Source organism: Pseudomonas sp. GD03944, assembly GCF_029839275.1.
Lineage (GTDB): Bacteria > Pseudomonadota > Gammaproteobacteria > Pseudomonadales > Pseudomonadaceae > Aquipseudomonas.
On record NZ_JAOCAH010000005.1, the window covers coordinates 288266 to 305354 of the forward strand.

General features: G+C 64.9%; 14 protein-coding genes. 7 read left to right on the top strand and 7 right to left on the bottom strand.

Annotated elements, in window-relative coordinates:
- Window positions 1-45: 45 nt before the first annotated feature.
- The 5 genes from N5C28_RS11065 to N5C28_RS11085 all read right to left on the bottom strand — a co-directional run bounded on the left by N5C28_RS11065 (window position 46) and on the right by N5C28_RS11085 (window position 4563).
- Entirely contained in the window at window positions 46-1920 is a 1875-nt protein-coding gene (locus tag N5C28_RS11065) for an MFS transporter (protein ID WP_279822230.1), read from the bottom strand.
- 114 nt (window positions 1921-2034) lie between these two features.
- Window positions 2035-2364, bottom strand: a complete 330-nt coding sequence (locus tag N5C28_RS11070) for an AzlD domain-containing protein (RefSeq protein ID WP_279822231.1) — start codon at window positions 2362-2364, stop codon at window positions 2035-2037.
- Entirely contained in the window at window positions 2364-3074 is a 711-nt protein-coding gene (locus N5C28_RS11075; protein WP_279822233.1) for an AzlC family ABC transporter permease, read from the bottom strand. Before N5C28_RS11075 ends, N5C28_RS11070 begins: the two co-directional genes overlap by 1 nt.
- 76 nt (window positions 3075-3150) lie before the next feature.
- Window positions 3151-3990, bottom strand: coding sequence for an AraC family transcriptional regulator (locus N5C28_RS11080; RefSeq protein ID WP_279822236.1), 840 nt, complete (start codon window positions 3988-3990; stop codon window positions 3151-3153).
- A gap of 3 nt (window positions 3991-3993) precedes the next feature.
- A complete protein-coding gene (locus N5C28_RS11085; protein ID WP_279822237.1) occupies window positions 3994-4563 on the bottom strand; it encodes a GNAT family protein in 570 nt (189 codons plus the stop codon).
- A gap of 241 nt (window positions 4564-4804) precedes the next feature.
- Between N5C28_RS11085 and N5C28_RS11090 the strand changes: the two genes are divergently transcribed.
- Both N5C28_RS11090 and N5C28_RS11095 read left to right on the top strand, forming a co-directional pair.
- Window positions 4805-8281 (top strand): PAS domain-containing hybrid sensor histidine kinase/response regulator, encoded by a 3477-nt coding sequence (locus N5C28_RS11090; protein ID WP_279822239.1) that lies wholly within the window; start codon window positions 4805-4807, stop codon window positions 8279-8281.
- 94 nt (window positions 8282-8375) lie between these two features.
- Entirely contained in the window at window positions 8376-9296 is a 921-nt protein-coding gene (locus N5C28_RS11095; protein ID WP_279822241.1) for an alpha/beta fold hydrolase, read from the top strand.
- A gap of 6 nt (window positions 9297-9302) precedes the next feature.
- Here the strand turns inward: N5C28_RS11095 and rmuC are convergent, their stop codons facing one another.
- Window positions 9303-10664 carry a DNA recombination protein RmuC gene (rmuC, locus tag N5C28_RS11100; RefSeq protein ID WP_279822269.1) on the bottom strand — a complete coding sequence of 454 codons (1362 nt, stop codon included), beginning with the start codon at window positions 10662-10664 and terminating at the stop codon, window positions 9303-9305.
- Window positions 10665-10853: 189 nt separating this feature from the next.
- Complete coding sequence (locus N5C28_RS11105) at window positions 10854-11261, bottom strand: sel1 repeat family protein (protein WP_279822242.1); 408 nt, start codon at window positions 11259-11261, stop codon at window positions 10854-10856.
- A gap of 100 nt (window positions 11262-11361) precedes the next feature.
- Here N5C28_RS11105 and N5C28_RS11110 point away from each other — a divergent pair, with 100 nt between their 5' ends.
- From N5C28_RS11110 to N5C28_RS11130, 5 genes are all read left to right on the top strand, one after another.
- On the top strand, window positions 11362-11496 hold the full coding sequence (locus N5C28_RS11110; protein ID WP_279822244.1) for a hypothetical protein: 135 nt from the start codon (window positions 11362-11364) through the stop codon (window positions 11494-11496).
- A 360-nt stretch (window positions 11497-11856) separates the two neighbouring features.
- Window positions 11857-14502, top strand: a complete 2646-nt coding sequence (locus N5C28_RS11115) for a YdbH domain-containing protein (RefSeq protein ID WP_279822246.1) — start codon at window positions 11857-11859, stop codon at window positions 14500-14502.
- Between the two features lie 27 nt (window positions 14503-14529).
- Complete coding sequence (locus N5C28_RS11120; RefSeq protein WP_279822247.1) at window positions 14530-14721, top strand: YnbE family lipoprotein; 192 nt, start codon at window positions 14530-14532, stop codon at window positions 14719-14721.
- An 11-nt stretch (window positions 14722-14732) separates the two neighbouring features.
- Complete coding sequence (locus N5C28_RS11125) at window positions 14733-15077, top strand: YdbL family protein (protein WP_279822248.1); 345 nt, start codon at window positions 14733-14735, stop codon at window positions 15075-15077.
- A gap of 767 nt (window positions 15078-15844) precedes the next feature.
- Window positions 15845-17089: OprD family porin (locus N5C28_RS11130; protein ID WP_279822250.1), on the top strand; the 1245-nt coding region annotated here is incomplete at its 3' end.

Here is a 17089-nt window from a genome sequence, read left to right on the forward strand (position 1 = left end):
CCTGCCTGAAAAGAAAAGCCCCGGCATCTGCCGGGGCTTTTCTTTTCAGCGGATATCACCGCGCAATCGCGTCACCTGCTCCTGCAGGAACTGCCGGTTGGCCAACTCTGGGTCGAGTGGCGTACCCGCCACCAACTGGATGCGCGACCACAGGCGACGGAGGAAGCCCTTGTTCGGGTCGCGGCTGAAGAAGCTGCCCCACAGCCCCTGCAACGCCATGGGAATCACCGGCACCGGGTTCTCCTGCAGGATGCGCTCGACGCCGTTGCGGAACTCGTTGATCTCGCCATCGGCGGTCAACTTGCCCTCGGGGAAGATGCACACCACCTCGCCGTTACGCAGGTACTCGGCGATCTTCTTGAACGCGGCGTCATAGATCAGCAGGTCCTCGTTGCGCCCGGCGATCGGCACGGTGCCGGCGGTGCGGAAGATGAAGTTGAGCAGCGGCAGGTTGTAGATCTTGTAGTACATGACGAACCGCACCGGCCGCCGCACCGCACCGCCGATCAGCAGGGCATCGACGAAGGACACGTGGTTGCACACCAGCACCGCCGGCCCCTCTTCCGGGATCGCGTCCAGCCCCTTGTGCTCGACGCGGTACATCGAGTGCCCCAGCAGCCAGATGAGGAAGCGCATGGTGAACTCGGGAACGATCTTGAAGATGTAGCTGTTGACCGCGATGTTCATCAGCGAGATCACCAGGAACAACTGCGGGATCGACAGCCCGGCGACGCTGAGAAACAGGATGGTGATGACGGCCGAGACCACCATGAACAGCGCATTGAGGATGTTATTGGCAGCAATCACCCGTGCCCGCTCGTTCTCTGCGGTGCGCGACTGGATCAGGGCATACAGCGGCACGATGTAGAAACCGCCGAACACCCCGATGCCGAGGATCGAACCGAGAATCCACCAGGCCTGCCCGTGACCGAGCACCGTCAGCCAGTCGTGAGGTTCGGTGCCCTGGGGGAAGCCGCCGGAATGCCACCAGAGCAGGATGCCGAACAGCGTCAGGCCGATCGAACCGAAGGGCACCAGGCCGATCTCGACCTTGTGCCCGCTCATGCGCTCGCAGAGCATCGAGCCCAGGGCGATGCCCACCGAGAACACCGTGAGAATCAGCGTGACCACGCTTTCGTCGCCGTAAAGCCATTCCTTGGAATAGGCCGGAATCTGCGTCAGGTACACCGCCCCGAGGAACCAGAACCAGGAGTTGCCCACCAGCGAGCGCGATACCGACGGGCGCTGGCCGAGGCCGAGTTTCAGGGTCAGCCAGGTCTGGCGAAAGATGTTCCAGTCAAGCTCCAGGCTCGGCAAGGCCGCCGGCGCGTGGGGTATCTTGCAGCTGGCCAGGTAACCGACCACCGATACACAGACCACACTGGAGGCGACGATGCCGGCGTAGGCGCTGCTGGCCATCATGATTCCGGCCGTCAGGGTGCCGGCCAGAATGGCCAGGAAGGTGCCCATCTCCACCAGCGCGTTACCGCCCACCAGCTCTTCGGGCTGCAGGTGCTGGGGCAGGATCGAATACTTCACCGGGCCGAACAGCGCCGACTGGGTGCCCATCGCGAACAGCGAAAACAGCATCAGCGGCAGGCTCCCCAGCAGCACGCCCGCCGCGCCGGTCAACATGATGAAGATTTCGGCGAACTTGACCTTGCGGATCAGCTCGTCCTTGTCGAACTTCTCCCCCAACTGCCCGCCCAGGGCGGAAAACAGGAAGAACGGCAGGATGAACAGCAAGGCGCAGAGGTTGACCAGCAGGTCGCGGTCGGCGCTGACGGTCAGCTTGAACAGAATGGCGAGGATCAGCGATTGCTTGTAGATGTTGTCGTTGAAGGCGCCGAGCAACTGGGTGATGAAGAACGGCAAAAAGCGTTTCTTGCCAAGCAGGGCGAATTGCGAGTGTTGGGTCATCGTCCGTGTACCTGTCTGCTGAAAGCCAACGGGGGCATCGAGCATTGGACTGCAAGAGGCCCCGGCAAAGCCACAGGTAACGGTGAATTTTGCTGCGCGTTGCGGCAAAAAAACTCAGATCGGCAACTGCCCCAGGGCCCAGCGCAGCAGGAAGAACACCAGCAGGCCGCCGCCGATGGTCGCGAGCAGATGACGGGTCAGCGCGGCAATCGCAATCGTCGCCAGGCCGGCCAGCAGGTAGGCATTGTCCAGGCTCACCTGCCAGTGCTCACCGTCCGGCATGAACATGACCGGCACCACGATGGCGGTGAGCACCGCCGTCGGCACGTAATGCAGCGCCTGGCGAATCAGCGGCGGAAAGCGCAGATCGGGAAAGGCGAACAGGCTGTAGCGGATCGAATAGGTGATCGCCAGCATGCCGAAAATCAACACCCAGTTTTCCATCACGCTAGCTCCTCGACTACCAGCCCGCTGCGCCGCTCAAGCAGCACCCCCACCACAATCCCGCTGAACGCCGCCGCCAGCAGCCCCAGCTTGTAGGGCAATGCGTGACAGACCAGGGCCACCGCCGCCGCCACCAGAGCCGCAGCCACCTGCGGACGGTTGCGCAGCATCGGCACGACGATACCGATGAAGGTCGCCAGCATGGCGAAGTCCAGGCCCCAGGCGCCCAGGTTGGGCACACTCTGGCCGAATACCACGCCCACCAGGGTGCACAGCTGCCAGTTCACGTACATGGCCAGCGCGGCACCGAGGAAGTACCAATGCTTGTTCGGCGAGGCGTCGGTCTCGGCGTACCGGTGCACCACCACCGCATAGGCTTCGTCGGTCAGCCAGAAGGCCAGCGGCATGCGCCAGCGCTTGGGCAGGTGCCGGACATAGGGCTGCAGGCTGGCGCTATACAGCGCATGGCGCAGGTTAACGACAAAGGTGGTGAGCAGCAGCACCGCCAGGCCGACACCGGCGCCGAGCAGGCTGATGGCAATGAACTGGGCCGAGCCGGCGAACACCAGCAGCGACATGCCGAGGGTCTGCCAAGGGGTCAGCCCGGCGGCGCCGGCCAGGCTGCCGAAGATGATGCCGAACGGTATCGCACCGAGCAGCATGGGCACCATGTCACGGGCACCCTGGGTGAATTCATGCGAGCGGGTCATGGAAACGTCTCCTTCTGACCCGCAGGCTATCGGAGGCCGACGGAGACGTCTTGAACGATCTTGCGCAGCGACAGGATCAGGAGGCGGCGCAGGCCTTGCGGTACTCGCCCGGCCCCACGCCATAGACCTGCTTGAACTGCCGCGTCAGGTGGCTCTGGTCGGAAAAGCCCAGTTGCAGCGCGACATCCAGCGGCGCGCAGCCGGCCTTCAGCAAGCCCCGGGCCTTATCCAGGCGGCGCTGCTTGAGCCAAGCGTGCGGCGGCATGCCGGTGGCACGGCGAAACACCCGGGCGAAATGGAACGGCGACAGATTGACCGCCTGCGCCAGCGCCTCCAGCGACGGCGGGTCGGCGAGCTGGCTGCCGAGCAGGTCCTTGGCCCGGGACACCGCCACAGGCTCGCGCCCGACCTGCCCCGGCAACGGCAAGCGGCTGTAGCGCTGGAACACCTGCAGCATGATCTCCCGCCAGCAGGTCTGGCGCTGCAAGGCGGTCGTCGAGCGGTCTTCCAGCAACCGATGCAATTGCCCGAGCACCTTCACCAGCTCAGGGTCGTGGTACACGCTGCCTTGGAACGTGGGCAGCGCCTCGCGCGACAGGTCCAGCTCATCCAGCAACGCTTCGAACTGCTGCGCCTGCGGGTAGAACACCCGGTAGCGCCAGCCCTGCTCCGCGCCCTTGGAGCCGGTGTGTACCTCATCGGGGTTGAGCAAGGCGATGCTGCCGGCCGCCGCCAGGTGCTCCTCGCCCCGGTAGCGATAACGCTCGGCCCCGGCTTCGAGCACGGCGATCACATAGCTTTCATGCACATGGGGGGCGAAACGGTGTTCGATGAAGCGTGCCGACAACAGCTCGAGCCCGCCGAGGTCCTCGGCAGTGCTGAACCTGGCCTGTTCCCGTGTTTCCAACCCGTGCATGACTCATGCGCTGAAGCGCGCCTCCAGTTGCTGTTTGATCGCCGGCCACTCGTGGTCGGTGATGCTATATAACACGCTGTCGGCCAGGCGTCCGTCGGCCAGACGCCGGTGATTGCGCAGCACGCCTTCACGCTGGGCCCCGAGCTTTTCGATGGCACGCTGCGCCCGCAGGTTGCTGCTCGCGGTTTTCAGCTGCACGCGCACCATGCTCCAGCTCTCGAACGCGTGGCGCAGCATCAGGTACTTGACCGTGTCGTTCAGCCCCGTGCCGTGCTGGGCGCGGTCGAGCCAGGTCCAGCCGATCTCGGTGGCCGGCAGGGTCGGCATGAAATCGGCGAAGCGGGTGGTGCCCACCAGTTGATCGTTCAAGCGGATCACGAACGGCAATGCCTTGCCCTCGCGTTGCTCCAGCAGCCCCTGGCGGTACCAGTCCAGGCGCTGGGTGCCACTCATGTGCACCAGCTCCTCGCGATTGGCCTCGGCCAGGGTGACCAGCGCGGGGATATCCCCATCGACCATCGGCTCGATACGCAGCGCGCCTCGCTGCAGGGTGATGAGTTGCGGCTTGAACATGGGTCCCTCCTGGGACATGGGTACACACCCGGCGATTCATCCGGTCGGTATCCCTGTGCGTGATCCTGAGTATGGCAAGGCCGTGCGGCATCCGGGTGCGACCTTGGTAGCGCCTGACGCCATACGACTTTACTGCGACACTGTGGGCATTCGGTTTGACGTATCGTCTGGGTATGCCGGTTTGCGCATACCGCCTGGCTTCGACCGGTAAAGCCCTACTTAGTTTGCTCTCGGAGTGTGCATGTCGTTGTCCAGCGGGCTGATCGCAGCGGTCGCCCTCATCTATATGGCCATCCTGTTCGCCATCGCGTTCTATGGCGACCGCCGCCGCGCGCCCATGCCGCCTCGCGTGCGGGCCTGGGTCTACAGCCTGTCGCTGGCGGTGTACTGCACCAGCTGGACCTTCTTCGGCGCGGTCGGCCAGGCGGGCGAACAGCTCTGGTCGTTCCTGCCCATCTACCTGGGCCCAATCATCCTGCTGCTGTTCGCGCCCTGGGTGCTGCACAAGATGGTGATGATCAGCAAACAGGAAAACATCACCTCCATCGCCGACTTCATCGCCGCGCGCTACGGCAAATCCCAGTCCCTGGCGGTGGTGGTGGCGCTGATCTGTCTGGTCGGTGTGCTGCCCTATATCGCCCTGCAACTGAAGGGCATCGTTCTCGGGGTGAACCTGCTGATCGGCGCCGGCCCGGATTCCGCCGGCACCCGCGCCCAGGACACAGCCCTGATCGTGTCCCTGGCCCTGGCCCTGTTCACCATTCTGTTCGGCACCCGCAACCTGGACGTTACCGAACACCACCGGGGCATGGTGCTGGCCATCGCCTTCGAATCGCTGGTCAAGCTGCTGGCGTTCCTGGCGGTCGGCGCCTTCGTCACCTACGGCCTGTTCAACGGCTTCGGCGACCTGATCGCCAAGGCCAGGGTCAACCAGGAACTGAAAAGCTTCTGGGAACAATCGGTGAACTGGCCGGCGATGATCGTGCAGACAGGCCTGGCGATGATCGCCATCGTCTGCCTGCCCCGGCAGTTCCACGTCACCGTGGTCGAGAACATCGAGCCCAAGGACCTGCGCCTGGCGCGCTGGGTGTTCCCCGCCTACCTGGTGCTGGCCGCGCTGTTCGTCATCCCGATCGCCCTGGCTGGGCAGATGCTCCTGCCATCGGGCGTGACGCCTGATTCCTTCGTCATCAGCCTGCCGCTGGCCGAAGCACACCCGGCGCTGGCCATGCTCGCCTTCATCGGCGGTGCCTCCGCCGCCACCGGCATGGTGATCGTCGCCTCGGTGGCGCTGTCGACCATGATTTCCAACGACATGCTGTTGCCCTGGCTGCTGCGTCGGCAGAACACCGAGCGCCCGTTCGAGGCCTTCCGCCACTGGATGCTCACCGCCCGCCGGGTCAGCATCGTGCTGATCCTGCTGCTGGCCTACGTGTGCTACCGCCTGCTTGGCTCCAATGCCAGCCTGGCGACCATCGGCCAGGTGTCGTTCGCCGCCATCGGCCAACTGGCCCCGGCGATGTTCGGCGCCCTGCTGTGGAAGCAGGCCAACCGCCGTGGCGTGTTCGCCGGCATGATCGTCGGCGCGCTGATCTGGTTCTACACCCTGATCATGCCCCTGGTGGCGCGCAGCCTCGGCTGGCCGCTGGAGAGCCTGCCCGGCCTGGCCAGCCTGCTGTACGCGCCGATCGGCTTCGAGGTCGATGCCCTGACCCGTGGCGTGGTGCTGTCGCTGACCGGCAACTTCGTGCTGTTCGCCTGGGTTTCGTATTTCTCCCGCACCCGGGTATCCGAACACTGGCAGGCCGGCCGCTTCATCAGCCACGATTTCGGCAACAAACCCGCCGGCCGCAGCCTGCTGGCGGTGCAAGTCGAAGATCTGTTGCTGCTGGCCAGCCGCTTCGTCGGCGAGGAACGGGCACGCCAGAGTTTCATCCGTTTCGCCTACCGCCAGGGCAAGGGTTTCAACCCCAACCAGCCGGCCAACAGCGAGTGGATCGCCCACACCGAACGCCTGCTCGCCGGTGTGCTGGGCGCCTCGTCGACCCGAGCCGTGGTCAAGGCCGCCATCGAAGGCCGCGACATGCACGTCGAAGACGTGGTGCGCATCGTCGACGAAGCGAGCGAGGTGCTGCAGTTCAACCGCGCCCTGCTGCAGGGCGCCATCGAGAACATCACCCAGGGCATCAGCGTGGTCGACCAGTCGCTGCGCCTGGTGGCCTGGAACCAGCGCTACCTGGAACTGTTCGAGTACCCCGAGGGGCTGATCTACGTCGGCCGGCCGATCGCCGAAATCATCCGCTTCAACGCCGAGCGCGGCATGCTCGGCGCCGGCGATGTCGAAGAGCACGTCGCCAAGCGCCTGCACTGGATGCGCCAGGGCACCGCCCACACCTACGAGCGCACCTTCCCCAACGGCCGGGTGATCGAACTGATCGGCAACCCGATGCCCGGCGGCGGTTTCGTCATGAGCTTCACCGACATCACCGAGTTCCGTGAGGCCGAGCGCGCCCTCAAGGCTGCCAACGAAGGGCTGGAGCAGCGGGTCGCCGAACGCACCCACGAACTGTCGCAACTGAACCAGGCGCTGACCGACGCCAAGGGCGTGGCCGAGTTCGCCAACCAGTCCAAGACCCGCTTCCTGGCAGCTGTCAGCCATGACCTGATGCAACCGCTGAACGCCGCACGGCTGTTCTCCGCCGCCCTCTCCCACCAGGACGACGCCCTGCCCCGGGAAGCCCAGGAACTGGTGCAGCACCTCGACAGCTCGCTGCGCTCGGCCGAAGACCTGATCACCGACCTGCTGGACATCTCACGCCTGGAAAACGGCCGCGTGACCCCGGAACGCAGCGCCTTCGCCCTGAACCAGCTGTTCGACACCCTAGGTGCCGAATTCAAGGTACTGGCTGCCGAACAGGGCATCGACTTCCGCCTGCGCGGCAGCCGGCTGAGGGTGGACAGCGACATCAAGCTGCTGCGCCGGGTGCTGCAGAACTTCCTGACCAACGCCTTCCGCTACGCCAAGGGCCGCGTGCTGCTCGGCGTGCGCCATGAAGACGGACACCTGCGCCTGGAGGTGTGGGACCGCGGGCCGGGCATTCCGGAAGACAAGCGCAAGGTGATCTTCGAAGAATTCAAGCGCCTCGACAGCCACCAGACCCGCGCGGAAAAAGGCCTGGGCCTGGGCCTGGCGATCGCCGACGGCCTGTGCCGGGTGCTCGACCACAAACTGGAAGTGCGTTCCTGGCCCGGCAAGGGCAGCGTGTTCAGCGTCACCGTGCCCCTGGCGCGCACGCCGGCGGTGGCCCTGAAACGCCCGGGCAGCGAAGCCAACGGCCAGCCGCTGACCGGCACCCAGGTGATCTGCATCGACAACGAAGACAGTATCCTCACCGGCATGCACAGCCTGCTGTCGCGCTGGGGCTGCCAGGTCTGGACCGCACGCAACCGCCTGGAATGCGAACACCTGATCAGCGAGGACATCCGCCCGCACCTGGCCCTGGTCGACTACCACCTGGACGAAGGCGAAACCGGCACCGAGCTGATGGCCTGGCTGCGCACCCGCCTCGGCGAACCGGTGCCCGGCGTGGTGATCAGCGCCGACGGCCGCCCAGAGCTGATCGCCGAAGTGCACGCCGCTGGCCTCGACTACCTGGCCAAGCCGGTCAAACCGGCCGCCCTGCGCGCGCTGATCAGCCGGCACCTGCCCTTGCGCTGAGCCACCGCCCAACCTGCGATCGGTTGGCCCAGCGCCCCCTGCCCCGAACAATGGGCCGTACGCCGCGTGGCGTACGGTTCTCCGGGGAAAGACCATGAATGCAATGCAGCGGGTGCGGATCCAGGGCGACGGCGTCGAGCTGGCCGCCTATTGCTGGGGCAACGCCGAGGGACCGCCCCTGCTGCTGGTCCATGGCTACCCGGACAACCACGCCGTGTGGCTGCCGCTAATACGCGAGCTGGCCGATCACTACCGGATCATCGCCTATGACGTACGCGGCTTCGGCACCTCCGCCCGGCCGCACACACGCCGTGACTATCACCTGGCAAAACTGGCCAACGACCTGGAAGCGGTGATCAACGCCACCAGCCCCGACCAGCCGGTGCACCTGGTCGCCCATGACTGGGGCTCGATCCAGGCCTGGGAAGCGGTCACCGAACCACGCATCCAGCCGCTATTGGCCTCCTACACCAGCATCTCCGGTCCCTGCCTGGACCATGTCGGGCACTGGATGCGCGAACGTCTCCGGCAGAAACGCCCAGGGGCCCTGCTGGAACTCACCGGGCAACTGCTCAGTTCCTGGTACATCGCCTTCTTTCATCTGCCCTGGCTGCCGGAACTGACCTGGCGCCTCGGCCTGGACAAGGCCTGGCCGCGCCTCCTGCACCGCCTCGAGGGCATCCGCCACGCGGCGCCGAACCCCAGCCAGCGCGCCGACGGCATGCACGGTGTCCAGCTGTACCGCGCCAACTTCATCCGCAGTCTGTTGCGCCCGCGATTGCGGCACACACAGGTCCCGGTGCAGCTCGTCGTGCCGACCCGCGACCGCTTCGTGCGGCCGCAGCTGTTCGATCAGCTGGAGCGCTGGGCGCCTGATCTGCGGCGGCGGGAAACGAAGGCCGGGCACTGGCAATTGCTCGCCGAGCCTGGGCAACTGGCCGAATGGCTACGGGCATTCATCGCCAAGGTCGACGCGGCTCAGGCGCAAGCGCCGAGGCGCCGAACGGGAAGTTGAGGGGCGCTACTCGTCCAGCTCGTCGAGGATCGGCAACCCCGCTGCCTGCTCCAGCAGGTCGCCCGGCAGGCTCTTGCTGGCACGGGCGCCCAGCAGCTTGAGGTTTTCCACCCGGCTGATGATGTTGCCGCGGCCCTCGCACAGCTTGTTGCGGGCCGCCCCGTAGGCCTTGTCCAGTTGCTGCAGGCGCGCGCCCACCTCGTCCAGGTCCTGGATGAAGGCGACGAACTTGTCGTACAGCGCCCCGGCGCGCTCGGCGATTTCCCGGGCGTTCTGGCTCTGTCGCTCCTGGCGCCACAAACTCTCGATGACCCGCAGGGTGGCGAGCAGCGTGGTCGGGCTGACGATCACGATGTGCTGGTCGAAGGCCTCCTGGAACAACCCGGGGTCGGCCTGCAGGGCCGCCGAGAACGCCGCCTCGATCGGCACGAACAGCAGCACGAAATCCAGGCTGTGCAGCCCTTCGAGCCGCTGGTAGTCCTTCAGTGACAGGCCCTTGAGGTGGCTGCGCAGCGACAGCACATGCTGCTTCAGGGCCACCTGCCGGGCGTTCTCGTCATCGGCCACGATGTACTGCTGGTAGGCGGTCAGGCTGACCTTGGCGTCCACCACCACCTGCTTGTCGCCGGGCAGGCGGATCAGCACGTCCGGCTGGAAGCGCTCGCCATCGGCGCTCTTCAGGCTGACTTGGGTCTGGTACTCGCGGCCTTTCTCCAGGCCGGCGTGCTCCAGCACCCGCTCCAGCACCAGTTCGCCCCAGTTGCCCTGGGTTTTCTGGCCCTTGAGGGCACGGCTGAGGTTGGTCGCCTCGTCGCCCAGCCGCTGGTTCAGCTGCTGCAGGCGCTGCAGTTCCTTGGCCAGGGAAAAGCGTTCGCGGGCTTCCTGCTGGTAGCTTTCCTCGACCCGCTTTTCGAATGCCTGGATGCGCTCCTTGAGCGGGTCGAGCAGCTGCCCCAGGCGCTGCTGGCTGGTTTCGGCAAAACGCTGCTCGCGCTCGTCGAAGATCTTGCCCGCCAGCTCGGCGAACTGCGCACGCAGTTCGTCCCGCGAGCCCTGCAAGTCGTCGAGGCGCTGTTGGTGATGGGCCTGCTGGTCACGCAGTTCGGCGCTCAGGGCCGCGCGTTCGGCCCCCAGGGTGCGCAGTTCGCGCTCCTGCTGCTCACGCAGGGCCTGGGCTGCCTGGGCACTGTCGCGGGCCTGCTGACGGTCGTGCTGGAGCAGTTCGTTCTCACGCCGCAATGCGGCCAGCTCGGCCTGCTGATCGGCCTTGATCTCACCGATTTCGGCGACCTCGTCCCGGCAGGCATCGAGCTGCGCGCTCAACCCCGCCTGGGCCAGTTGCGCACTGTTCAGGCGCTCCTGCATCAGGCTGCTGTCGAGTTGCGCGCTGGCCAGACGCCGCTGCAGCGACCACCCCCACAGTGCCAGCGGCAAGCCGGCCAGCAGGATGCCCATGAGCAGGACCGGCAGCACAGCGGGAAGATCGATAGGCATGGGGGGCTCCGCAAAAGACTGCCGGGCAGTATACCCAGCCTCGCGGCGGCGGTCAGACGGGAATCAGAGCCCGCCCAGCAGGTGTTTGGCTTCCGCCGAACCCTGGGCGGCAGCCAGCTCCAGCCAGTGACGGGCCTGCTGCGGCTCGAGGGTGCGAGGCTGGCAATACAGACGCCCCAATTCCAGCTGGGCGTGCCGATCGCCGGAGCGCGCCGCCTGGCGCAGCATCTCCAGGCCGATGCGGCGGTCGCGGGTGTTACCGCAATCGCGGCACATCAACTGCCCCAGTCGGCTCTGCGCCTGCACCACGCCGGCGCGGGCCGGCTGCTTGAGCAGGCGTCCTGCCAGGCGCTTGACGCTGGGTGCATGCCCGAGACGGGGGTTGTCCAGCAGCCATACGGCGACTTGGGTGGGCAGGCGGGTACGAGCGGGCGTGGCTTCAACGGCAACGCGAGGCAGAACACGAGGCATAAAAAACTGGGGGGTGACCGGGAAGGCGCGCCACTCTACTCCTTTTTTTGCCGAGGTAAAGCCCTCGCGGACGACCGTAAGGGGCGCCACGAGCAAACGCTTGGGACAATCCACAGAAGCTGTGGATAACTCAGTGGACAACATGGGCGAAATCACGCCAAAAGCCGATGCCATGCGGGCTCGGGTCAAACTGGCGGTTTTTTCACCAGCTGAAAAAACTCATATTTTTCATTGACTTAAGAAATGACTTCGAATAATCAACGATTTACGACAGCCTGCGAAAGGGACTTGACAGTCACGCATCGCCATTGTGCACAAGTCTGTTTACTGCGCGCCGCCAACGCCCTTTTTCAGGGCAACCAACGGCTGCCGCACGACCGCTCTACACAGGGCGAAACCACGCCTCACGAAGGCTCCAGCAGACCCTGCGCGTCCTATTGTCGCCCCCCTCTTTCACCGTTTTTCAGAACACGTTTCGCCAGTCGGGCACCCCAGGTGTGCACAATGTGCTGTGTGGCATAACCCGCAGCGAGCACCCGCCGCTAGGACTGTGCTGATTGGCAGTCTTTCCAGGCTTGGGGTAACGTCCGATTCCATGACTGCCCTGCCCCCCTGGAACCCGTCCATGATCGCCCGGCGCACCTGGCTGCGGCTCACCGCCCTGCTGGCCCTCCTGGCGCTCGCGGGTATCGCCGGCCATCACGCCTGGCAAAGGCTGCTGGAACAGCAACAGATTCGCGCGCTGGATATCCAGGGCCTTGGCCTTTCGAACCAGGGCATCGAGCTGGCGACGCTGACGCTGGTCAGGGCAGACGGCGGTGGGCAGCTGCAGGTCGACGCCAGCGGCCTGACATTGGGCTGGCGTGCGTTCAGCCTGTCGCCGCCCTTCTGGCAGCACATTCACCTGGATGCGCTCGCCATCGACTGGCAACCGACGGCCACGCCGCCGGCAACCGAAGCCCCCGCTCCGCTGACGCCCGCGCAACTGCTCGGCCACCTCGCCTGGCTGCCAGAAAGCCTGCGCATCGACCGGCTGACCGCCGAATTGCCTTGCGCCAGCGGCCGCTGCGAGCTGCTGGGCGATCTGCAGCTGACCCGGCAACCCCAGCCGCTGCTGGACAGCGTGCTGACCCTCAACCTGCAGCACAAGGGTAACCAGCTCACCTGGCGCGCCCTGCTCAATGCCGATCCCGACGCCGGCGACCTGGCGACGCAGCTCACCCTGCTGGTCAACCAGGAGCCGCAGCTGGAGCTGCACAACACCCTGCATCAGGAAGCCGACCACCTGGCCTGGAATGGCACCCTCGCCGCCCCGGCGTTCAGTCAGGCCGGCGCCCTGCAGGTCTGGCTGCGGGAATGGGCGCTGCCACCGGGCACACAGCTGCCGGAAGCGCCGGGCGCCGCACAACTGATGGCGCACTGGGCGTTGCAACTGCCCGGTAACGAACTCGCTCTGTCCACCCTGGCCGCAGTGAACGGCGAAGTCGCGGTCAACGCCCACCTGCCCGCACCCTGGCCGTTGCCGGGCATCGGCCGCCTGCAAGGGCACCTGTCTGCCGCAGGCCGTACCGAAAAGGGCCAGTGGCTCGCCGAGCAGCTCACCGCCGACCTGCACCTGGATCACCTGTCCCCCGACCTGCTCGACGCCCTGCCGGCCAGCCTGCGATCAGACACCCTGCAGCTGCGCATCCAACCCAGCGACGCCGCTCCCGAGCTGCCCGAAAACCTGGCAGAACGGGCCTTGCCGCTGGCGGTGGAGCTGAGCGCACACGGCGCCAGCGAGCTGGACGTCAGCGCCCGCCTGGCACTGGCCAATGCCGCGCCCTGGGCTGCGCACCTGAGCGAAGGCCGGCTGCAATTCAACGGCAAAGCGCTGTCGCTCGACGCCTGGAAGGCACAGAACGCCAAGCTCGACCTGCGCTTCCGCGGTTACCTGGACCACCTGCAGGCAAGCCTTGACCTGCTTGATGGCTCACGGCTCACCCTGGGCGCCCTCAACCACAGCGAACTGCGCCTGCGCCAGCTCGAGGCGGCCACCTCCGCCCTGCGCCTCACCGCGCAGCACCAGGGCGGCGCCGTGCAGAGTTGGCAGGTGTCCGGCCCCCTGCGCGCCAGCGTGCAGAACCTGGAGCAGGCCGCACTCAACACTCAGGCCTGGTCCTGGCAGGGCACGCTGGACGCCAACGACAAGCAGCGAACGCTCAACGGCCAGTTGTCGAACGCCAGCGACCTGCAACTGGCCCTCCAGCTGCAGCAGGCCCCTCAGCAAGGGCTGCAAATGAACGCACAACTGGCCGAGCTGTTCCTGCGTTCCGGCAACCCCATCGCCCGGACCCTGAGCGACTGGCCGGCACTGCTCGAACTCAACAGCGGCCGCCTGAATGCAACGGCCAGCCTGAGCCTGGCGCCAACCGCTGGCACGCCCGATGTGCGCCTGTCGCTGTCGGGCAGCGGCCTGGGCGGCATCTACGACCGCAGCGAATTGAGTGGCCTGACCACCCAGCTGAGCGCTCGCCTGGCGCCGCGCACCCTGCAGGTGGACATCGCCAGCCTGCGCCTGGAGGAGCTCGATCCCGGTATTCCCCTCGGCCCGCTGTCGCTCAAAGGCCGCTACAGCGCGCCACGCACATCGCTGGCACAAGGCACGCTGACCCTGGACCAGGGCGAACTGGGGTTGATGAATGGCCAACTGCGCCTGGAGCCGTCGCAATGGAACCTGGCCGAGCCCGATCAGTTGTTCGACCTGCACCTGCACGGCCTTCAACTGGAGCGCCTGTTCACCCTCTATCCGGCCGAAGGCCTGGCCGGCAGCGGGCAGATCGACGGGCAACTGCCCCTGCGGCTCGACGCCGAGGGTGTGCGCATCGAGAACGGTCAGGTCGCTGCCCGGGCGCCAGGCGGCCACCTGCGCTTTCACTCCGAGCGCATCCGCGCGCTGGGGCGCAGCAACCCGGCCATGAAGCTGGTGACCGATTCCCTGGAAGACTTTCGCTTTACCACCCTCAGCAGCCAGGTCAATTATGATCGGCAGGGCAAGCTGACCCTGGGCATGCGCCTGGAGGGGCAGAATCCGGCCATCGAGAACGGCCGGCCGATCCACTTCAACATCAACCTGGAGGAAGACATTCCGACCCTGCTAGCCAGCCTGCAACTGACCGACAAGGTGAACGAGATCATCAAGCAACGGGTGCAACAGCGCATGCTCGAACGCCATGCGGCGCCCGGCGCGGAAACGCCTTGAGCCCCGAACACGAACAAGGAGAGCGCCATGCGCGTGCGTAGTTGTCTTGCCGCCCTGCTGATGGGCCTGCTGAGCACAGCCTGTACCCCGACGGTACAGCTGGCGATGCCCAACGAACCAATCAACATCAACCTCAATGTGAAGATCGAGCACGAGATCTACATCAAGGTGGATAAAGCCCTGGACAGCATGTTCAGTGAATCCAGCGGACTGTTCTAAGGAGCCCGACCATGACCCTGTACACACGCATCGCCAGCCTGCTGCTCCTGCTCAGCCTGAGCCTGCCCGCCATGGCCCTCAACCTCAACCAGGCCATGTCCGCCCTCGGCGACGCCAAGGCCAGCGGCCAGCTCGGTGAAATGCCCAACGGATACCTGGGCGTCGTGAATTCCGGCGGCCAGGCAGCCGAGATCGCCGAGCTGATCAACCAGGCACGCCGCGCCGAGTACCAGAAACTGGCGATCCAGAACGGCATCAAGCTCAGTGACGTGGAAGCTATCGCCGGGCAGAAAGCCATCGACAAGACCCCGGCCGGCCAATACATCCAGCTGCAGGGTCAGTGGCGCAAGAAGTAGCCCTTGGCGTGCATAAAAAAACCGAAGCCACTGCTTCGGTTTTTTTATGCACGGCAGTACTGTTTCACGAGCCGCAACTTGCTCTTTAGCGTCTTGATTCTTGCACTTTTCGTAACTTTCAATAGCACTTACAAGGAATTTTGAAAGTACTCATACCGTTGTAAATCACCGCGATCCTGCCGGTAATCATCGAACAACTGCTGGCCATCACATCCAATGCGCCTTTCATTCGACAACCCGAACATGCCGTCGACTTGCCCAATACGCTTGCCTGATTCCGCCAGCCATTCAACAGGCAGCCAACCGACCCACAATCCCCTTCCCTATCAGCTACTTGCAAAACTAACAAGGGACAGTTTCGGTTTATTGCGAAGAGCCAACAGGCCATCGCCTTTTTTCTTTCGCCCATAAAAAAGCCGCTTCCGGAGAAGCGGCAATAATTCAAACCAAAGGATGATGAAGGGGAGCCAGCGATCGTTCGAACCAATACGAACAATCGCGTGCTGAATTCATCCCGGCCAGACTAACCGGCCCGGTCGATAGCTTGCTATTAATTTAATTGATATTAACAATCGACGCGACCGTATTCCTTGTTCGGGCCGCAGCTGTTATTCATTCGCGCAGCTGCATGCTGCGCGAACTCTCATCAGAAGAGTCCTATGCACTACGCTTCCCATGTCATGCGCCGCGCAGGTCATGGGACAGAACCGCCATGCAGCGTCCTGCCTATTCCAATAAGCAAAAAGCCAAAGTATTAGGAGCACACAATGTCCCATCGCAAATCCTTCGCGGCCGCCGCGTGCGCGCTGCTGTCGGTTGCCGTTCATTCCGCCTATGCCAGCGAGCAATCCGAATCCAAGGGCTTCGTCGAGGACGCGAGCCTCGATCTGTTGCTGCGCAACGCCTACTTCAACCGTGATTACAAGGACGGCCGCAACGACGCCAAGACCTGGGGCCAGGGCTTCATCGGTACTTTCGAGTCCGGCTTCACCCAGGGCACCGTCGGCTTCGGCGTCGATGTCTATGGCCTGCTCGGCATCAAGCTCGACAGCGGCCGCGGCCGTAACTACTCCGCGTTCTTCGATACCGAAGGCGATTCCGAAAGCGGGGGCAATGGCCACCCGGTAGACGAGCTGTCCGAAGCCGGCGCCGCGGTCAAGCTGCGTGTCTCCAACACCGTACTGCGCTACGGCAACCAGTTCCCGTCCCTGCCTGTCCTGTCCCATGACGACAGCCGCCTGCTGCCGCAAGCGTTCACCGGCACCCTGGTGACCAGCAAGGAAATCGAAGGCCTGGAACTGAATGTCGGCCGCTTCACCGGCGACAGCCCGATGGGCGACCCGGCCCGCGACCCGAACCGCCTGAAGAGCATCGAGGTCATCGGTGGCAGCTACGTGGTCAACGACGGCCTGAGCCTCGCCCTGTACCACTCCGACGTCGAAGACATGTTCAAGAAGTACTACGGCAACGTGAACTACAACCTGCCGCTGAGCGCCGAGCAGGCCCTGAACTTCGACTTCAACATCTACCGCACCGACTACGACGACAACTCGGATGCGGCCCTGGCCTTCGGCGGTGACGGCAACAACGACAAGAACACCCTGTGGAGCCTGGCGGCCAAGTACAGCGTCGGCGCCCACGCGTTCATCATCGCCCACCAGCGCAACAGCGGCGATGCCGGCTACGCGTACGACTACGGCGACGGCGGCAGCACCATCTGGGTGGCCAACTCCTACTACTCCGACTTCAACCTGAAGGACGAGCGTTCCTGGCAGGCGAGCTACGAGCTGGACTTCTCCACCTACGGCGTACCGGGCCTGAGCTACAAAGTGGCCTACGTGCGCGGCAGCGACATCGACGCCGGCGGCAAGACCAACGGCACCGAGCGTGAACTGTTCAACCAGTTCAAGTACGTGGTCCAGAGCGGCCCGGCGAAGGACCTGAGCCTGCGTCTGCGCAACTCCATCTACCGTGCTGACAACGCCGTCAGCCAGGACCTCAACGAGATTCGC

Excerpts from the sequence above, each read along its gene's own strand:
- N5C28_RS11065 (WP_279822230.1), bottom strand. The coding sequence starts at position 1,920 with ATGACCCAACACTCGCAATTCGCCCTGCTTGGCAAGAAACGCTTTTTG.
- N5C28_RS11070 (WP_279822231.1), bottom strand. The coding sequence starts at position 2,364 with ATGGAAAACTGGGTGTTGATTTTCGGCATGCTGGCGATCACCTATTCG.
- N5C28_RS11075 (WP_279822233.1), bottom strand. The coding sequence starts at position 3,074 with ATGACCCGCTCGCATGAATTCACCCAGGGTGCCCGTGACATGGTGCCC.
- N5C28_RS11080 (WP_279822236.1), bottom strand. The coding sequence starts at position 3,990 with ATGCACGGGTTGGAAACACGGGAACAGGCCAGGTTCAGCACTGCCGAG.
- N5C28_RS11085 (WP_279822237.1), bottom strand. The coding sequence starts at position 4,563 with ATGTTCAAGCCGCAACTCATCACCCTGCAGCGAGGCGCGCTGCGTATC.
- N5C28_RS11090 (WP_279822239.1), top strand. The coding sequence starts at position 4,805 with ATGTCGTTGTCCAGCGGGCTGATCGCAGCGGTCGCCCTCATCTATATG.
- N5C28_RS11095 (WP_279822241.1), top strand. The coding sequence starts at position 8,376 with ATGAATGCAATGCAGCGGGTGCGGATCCAGGGCGACGGCGTCGAGCTG.
- N5C28_RS11105 (WP_279822242.1), bottom strand. The coding sequence starts at position 11,261 with ATGCCTCGTGTTCTGCCTCGCGTTGCCGTTGAAGCCACGCCCGCTCGT.
- N5C28_RS11115 (WP_279822246.1), top strand. The coding sequence starts at position 11,857 with ATGACTGCCCTGCCCCCCTGGAACCCGTCCATGATCGCCCGGCGCACC.
- N5C28_RS11120 (WP_279822247.1), top strand. The coding sequence starts at position 14,530 with ATGCGCGTGCGTAGTTGTCTTGCCGCCCTGCTGATGGGCCTGCTGAGC.
- N5C28_RS11125 (WP_279822248.1), top strand. The coding sequence starts at position 14,733 with ATGACCCTGTACACACGCATCGCCAGCCTGCTGCTCCTGCTCAGCCTG.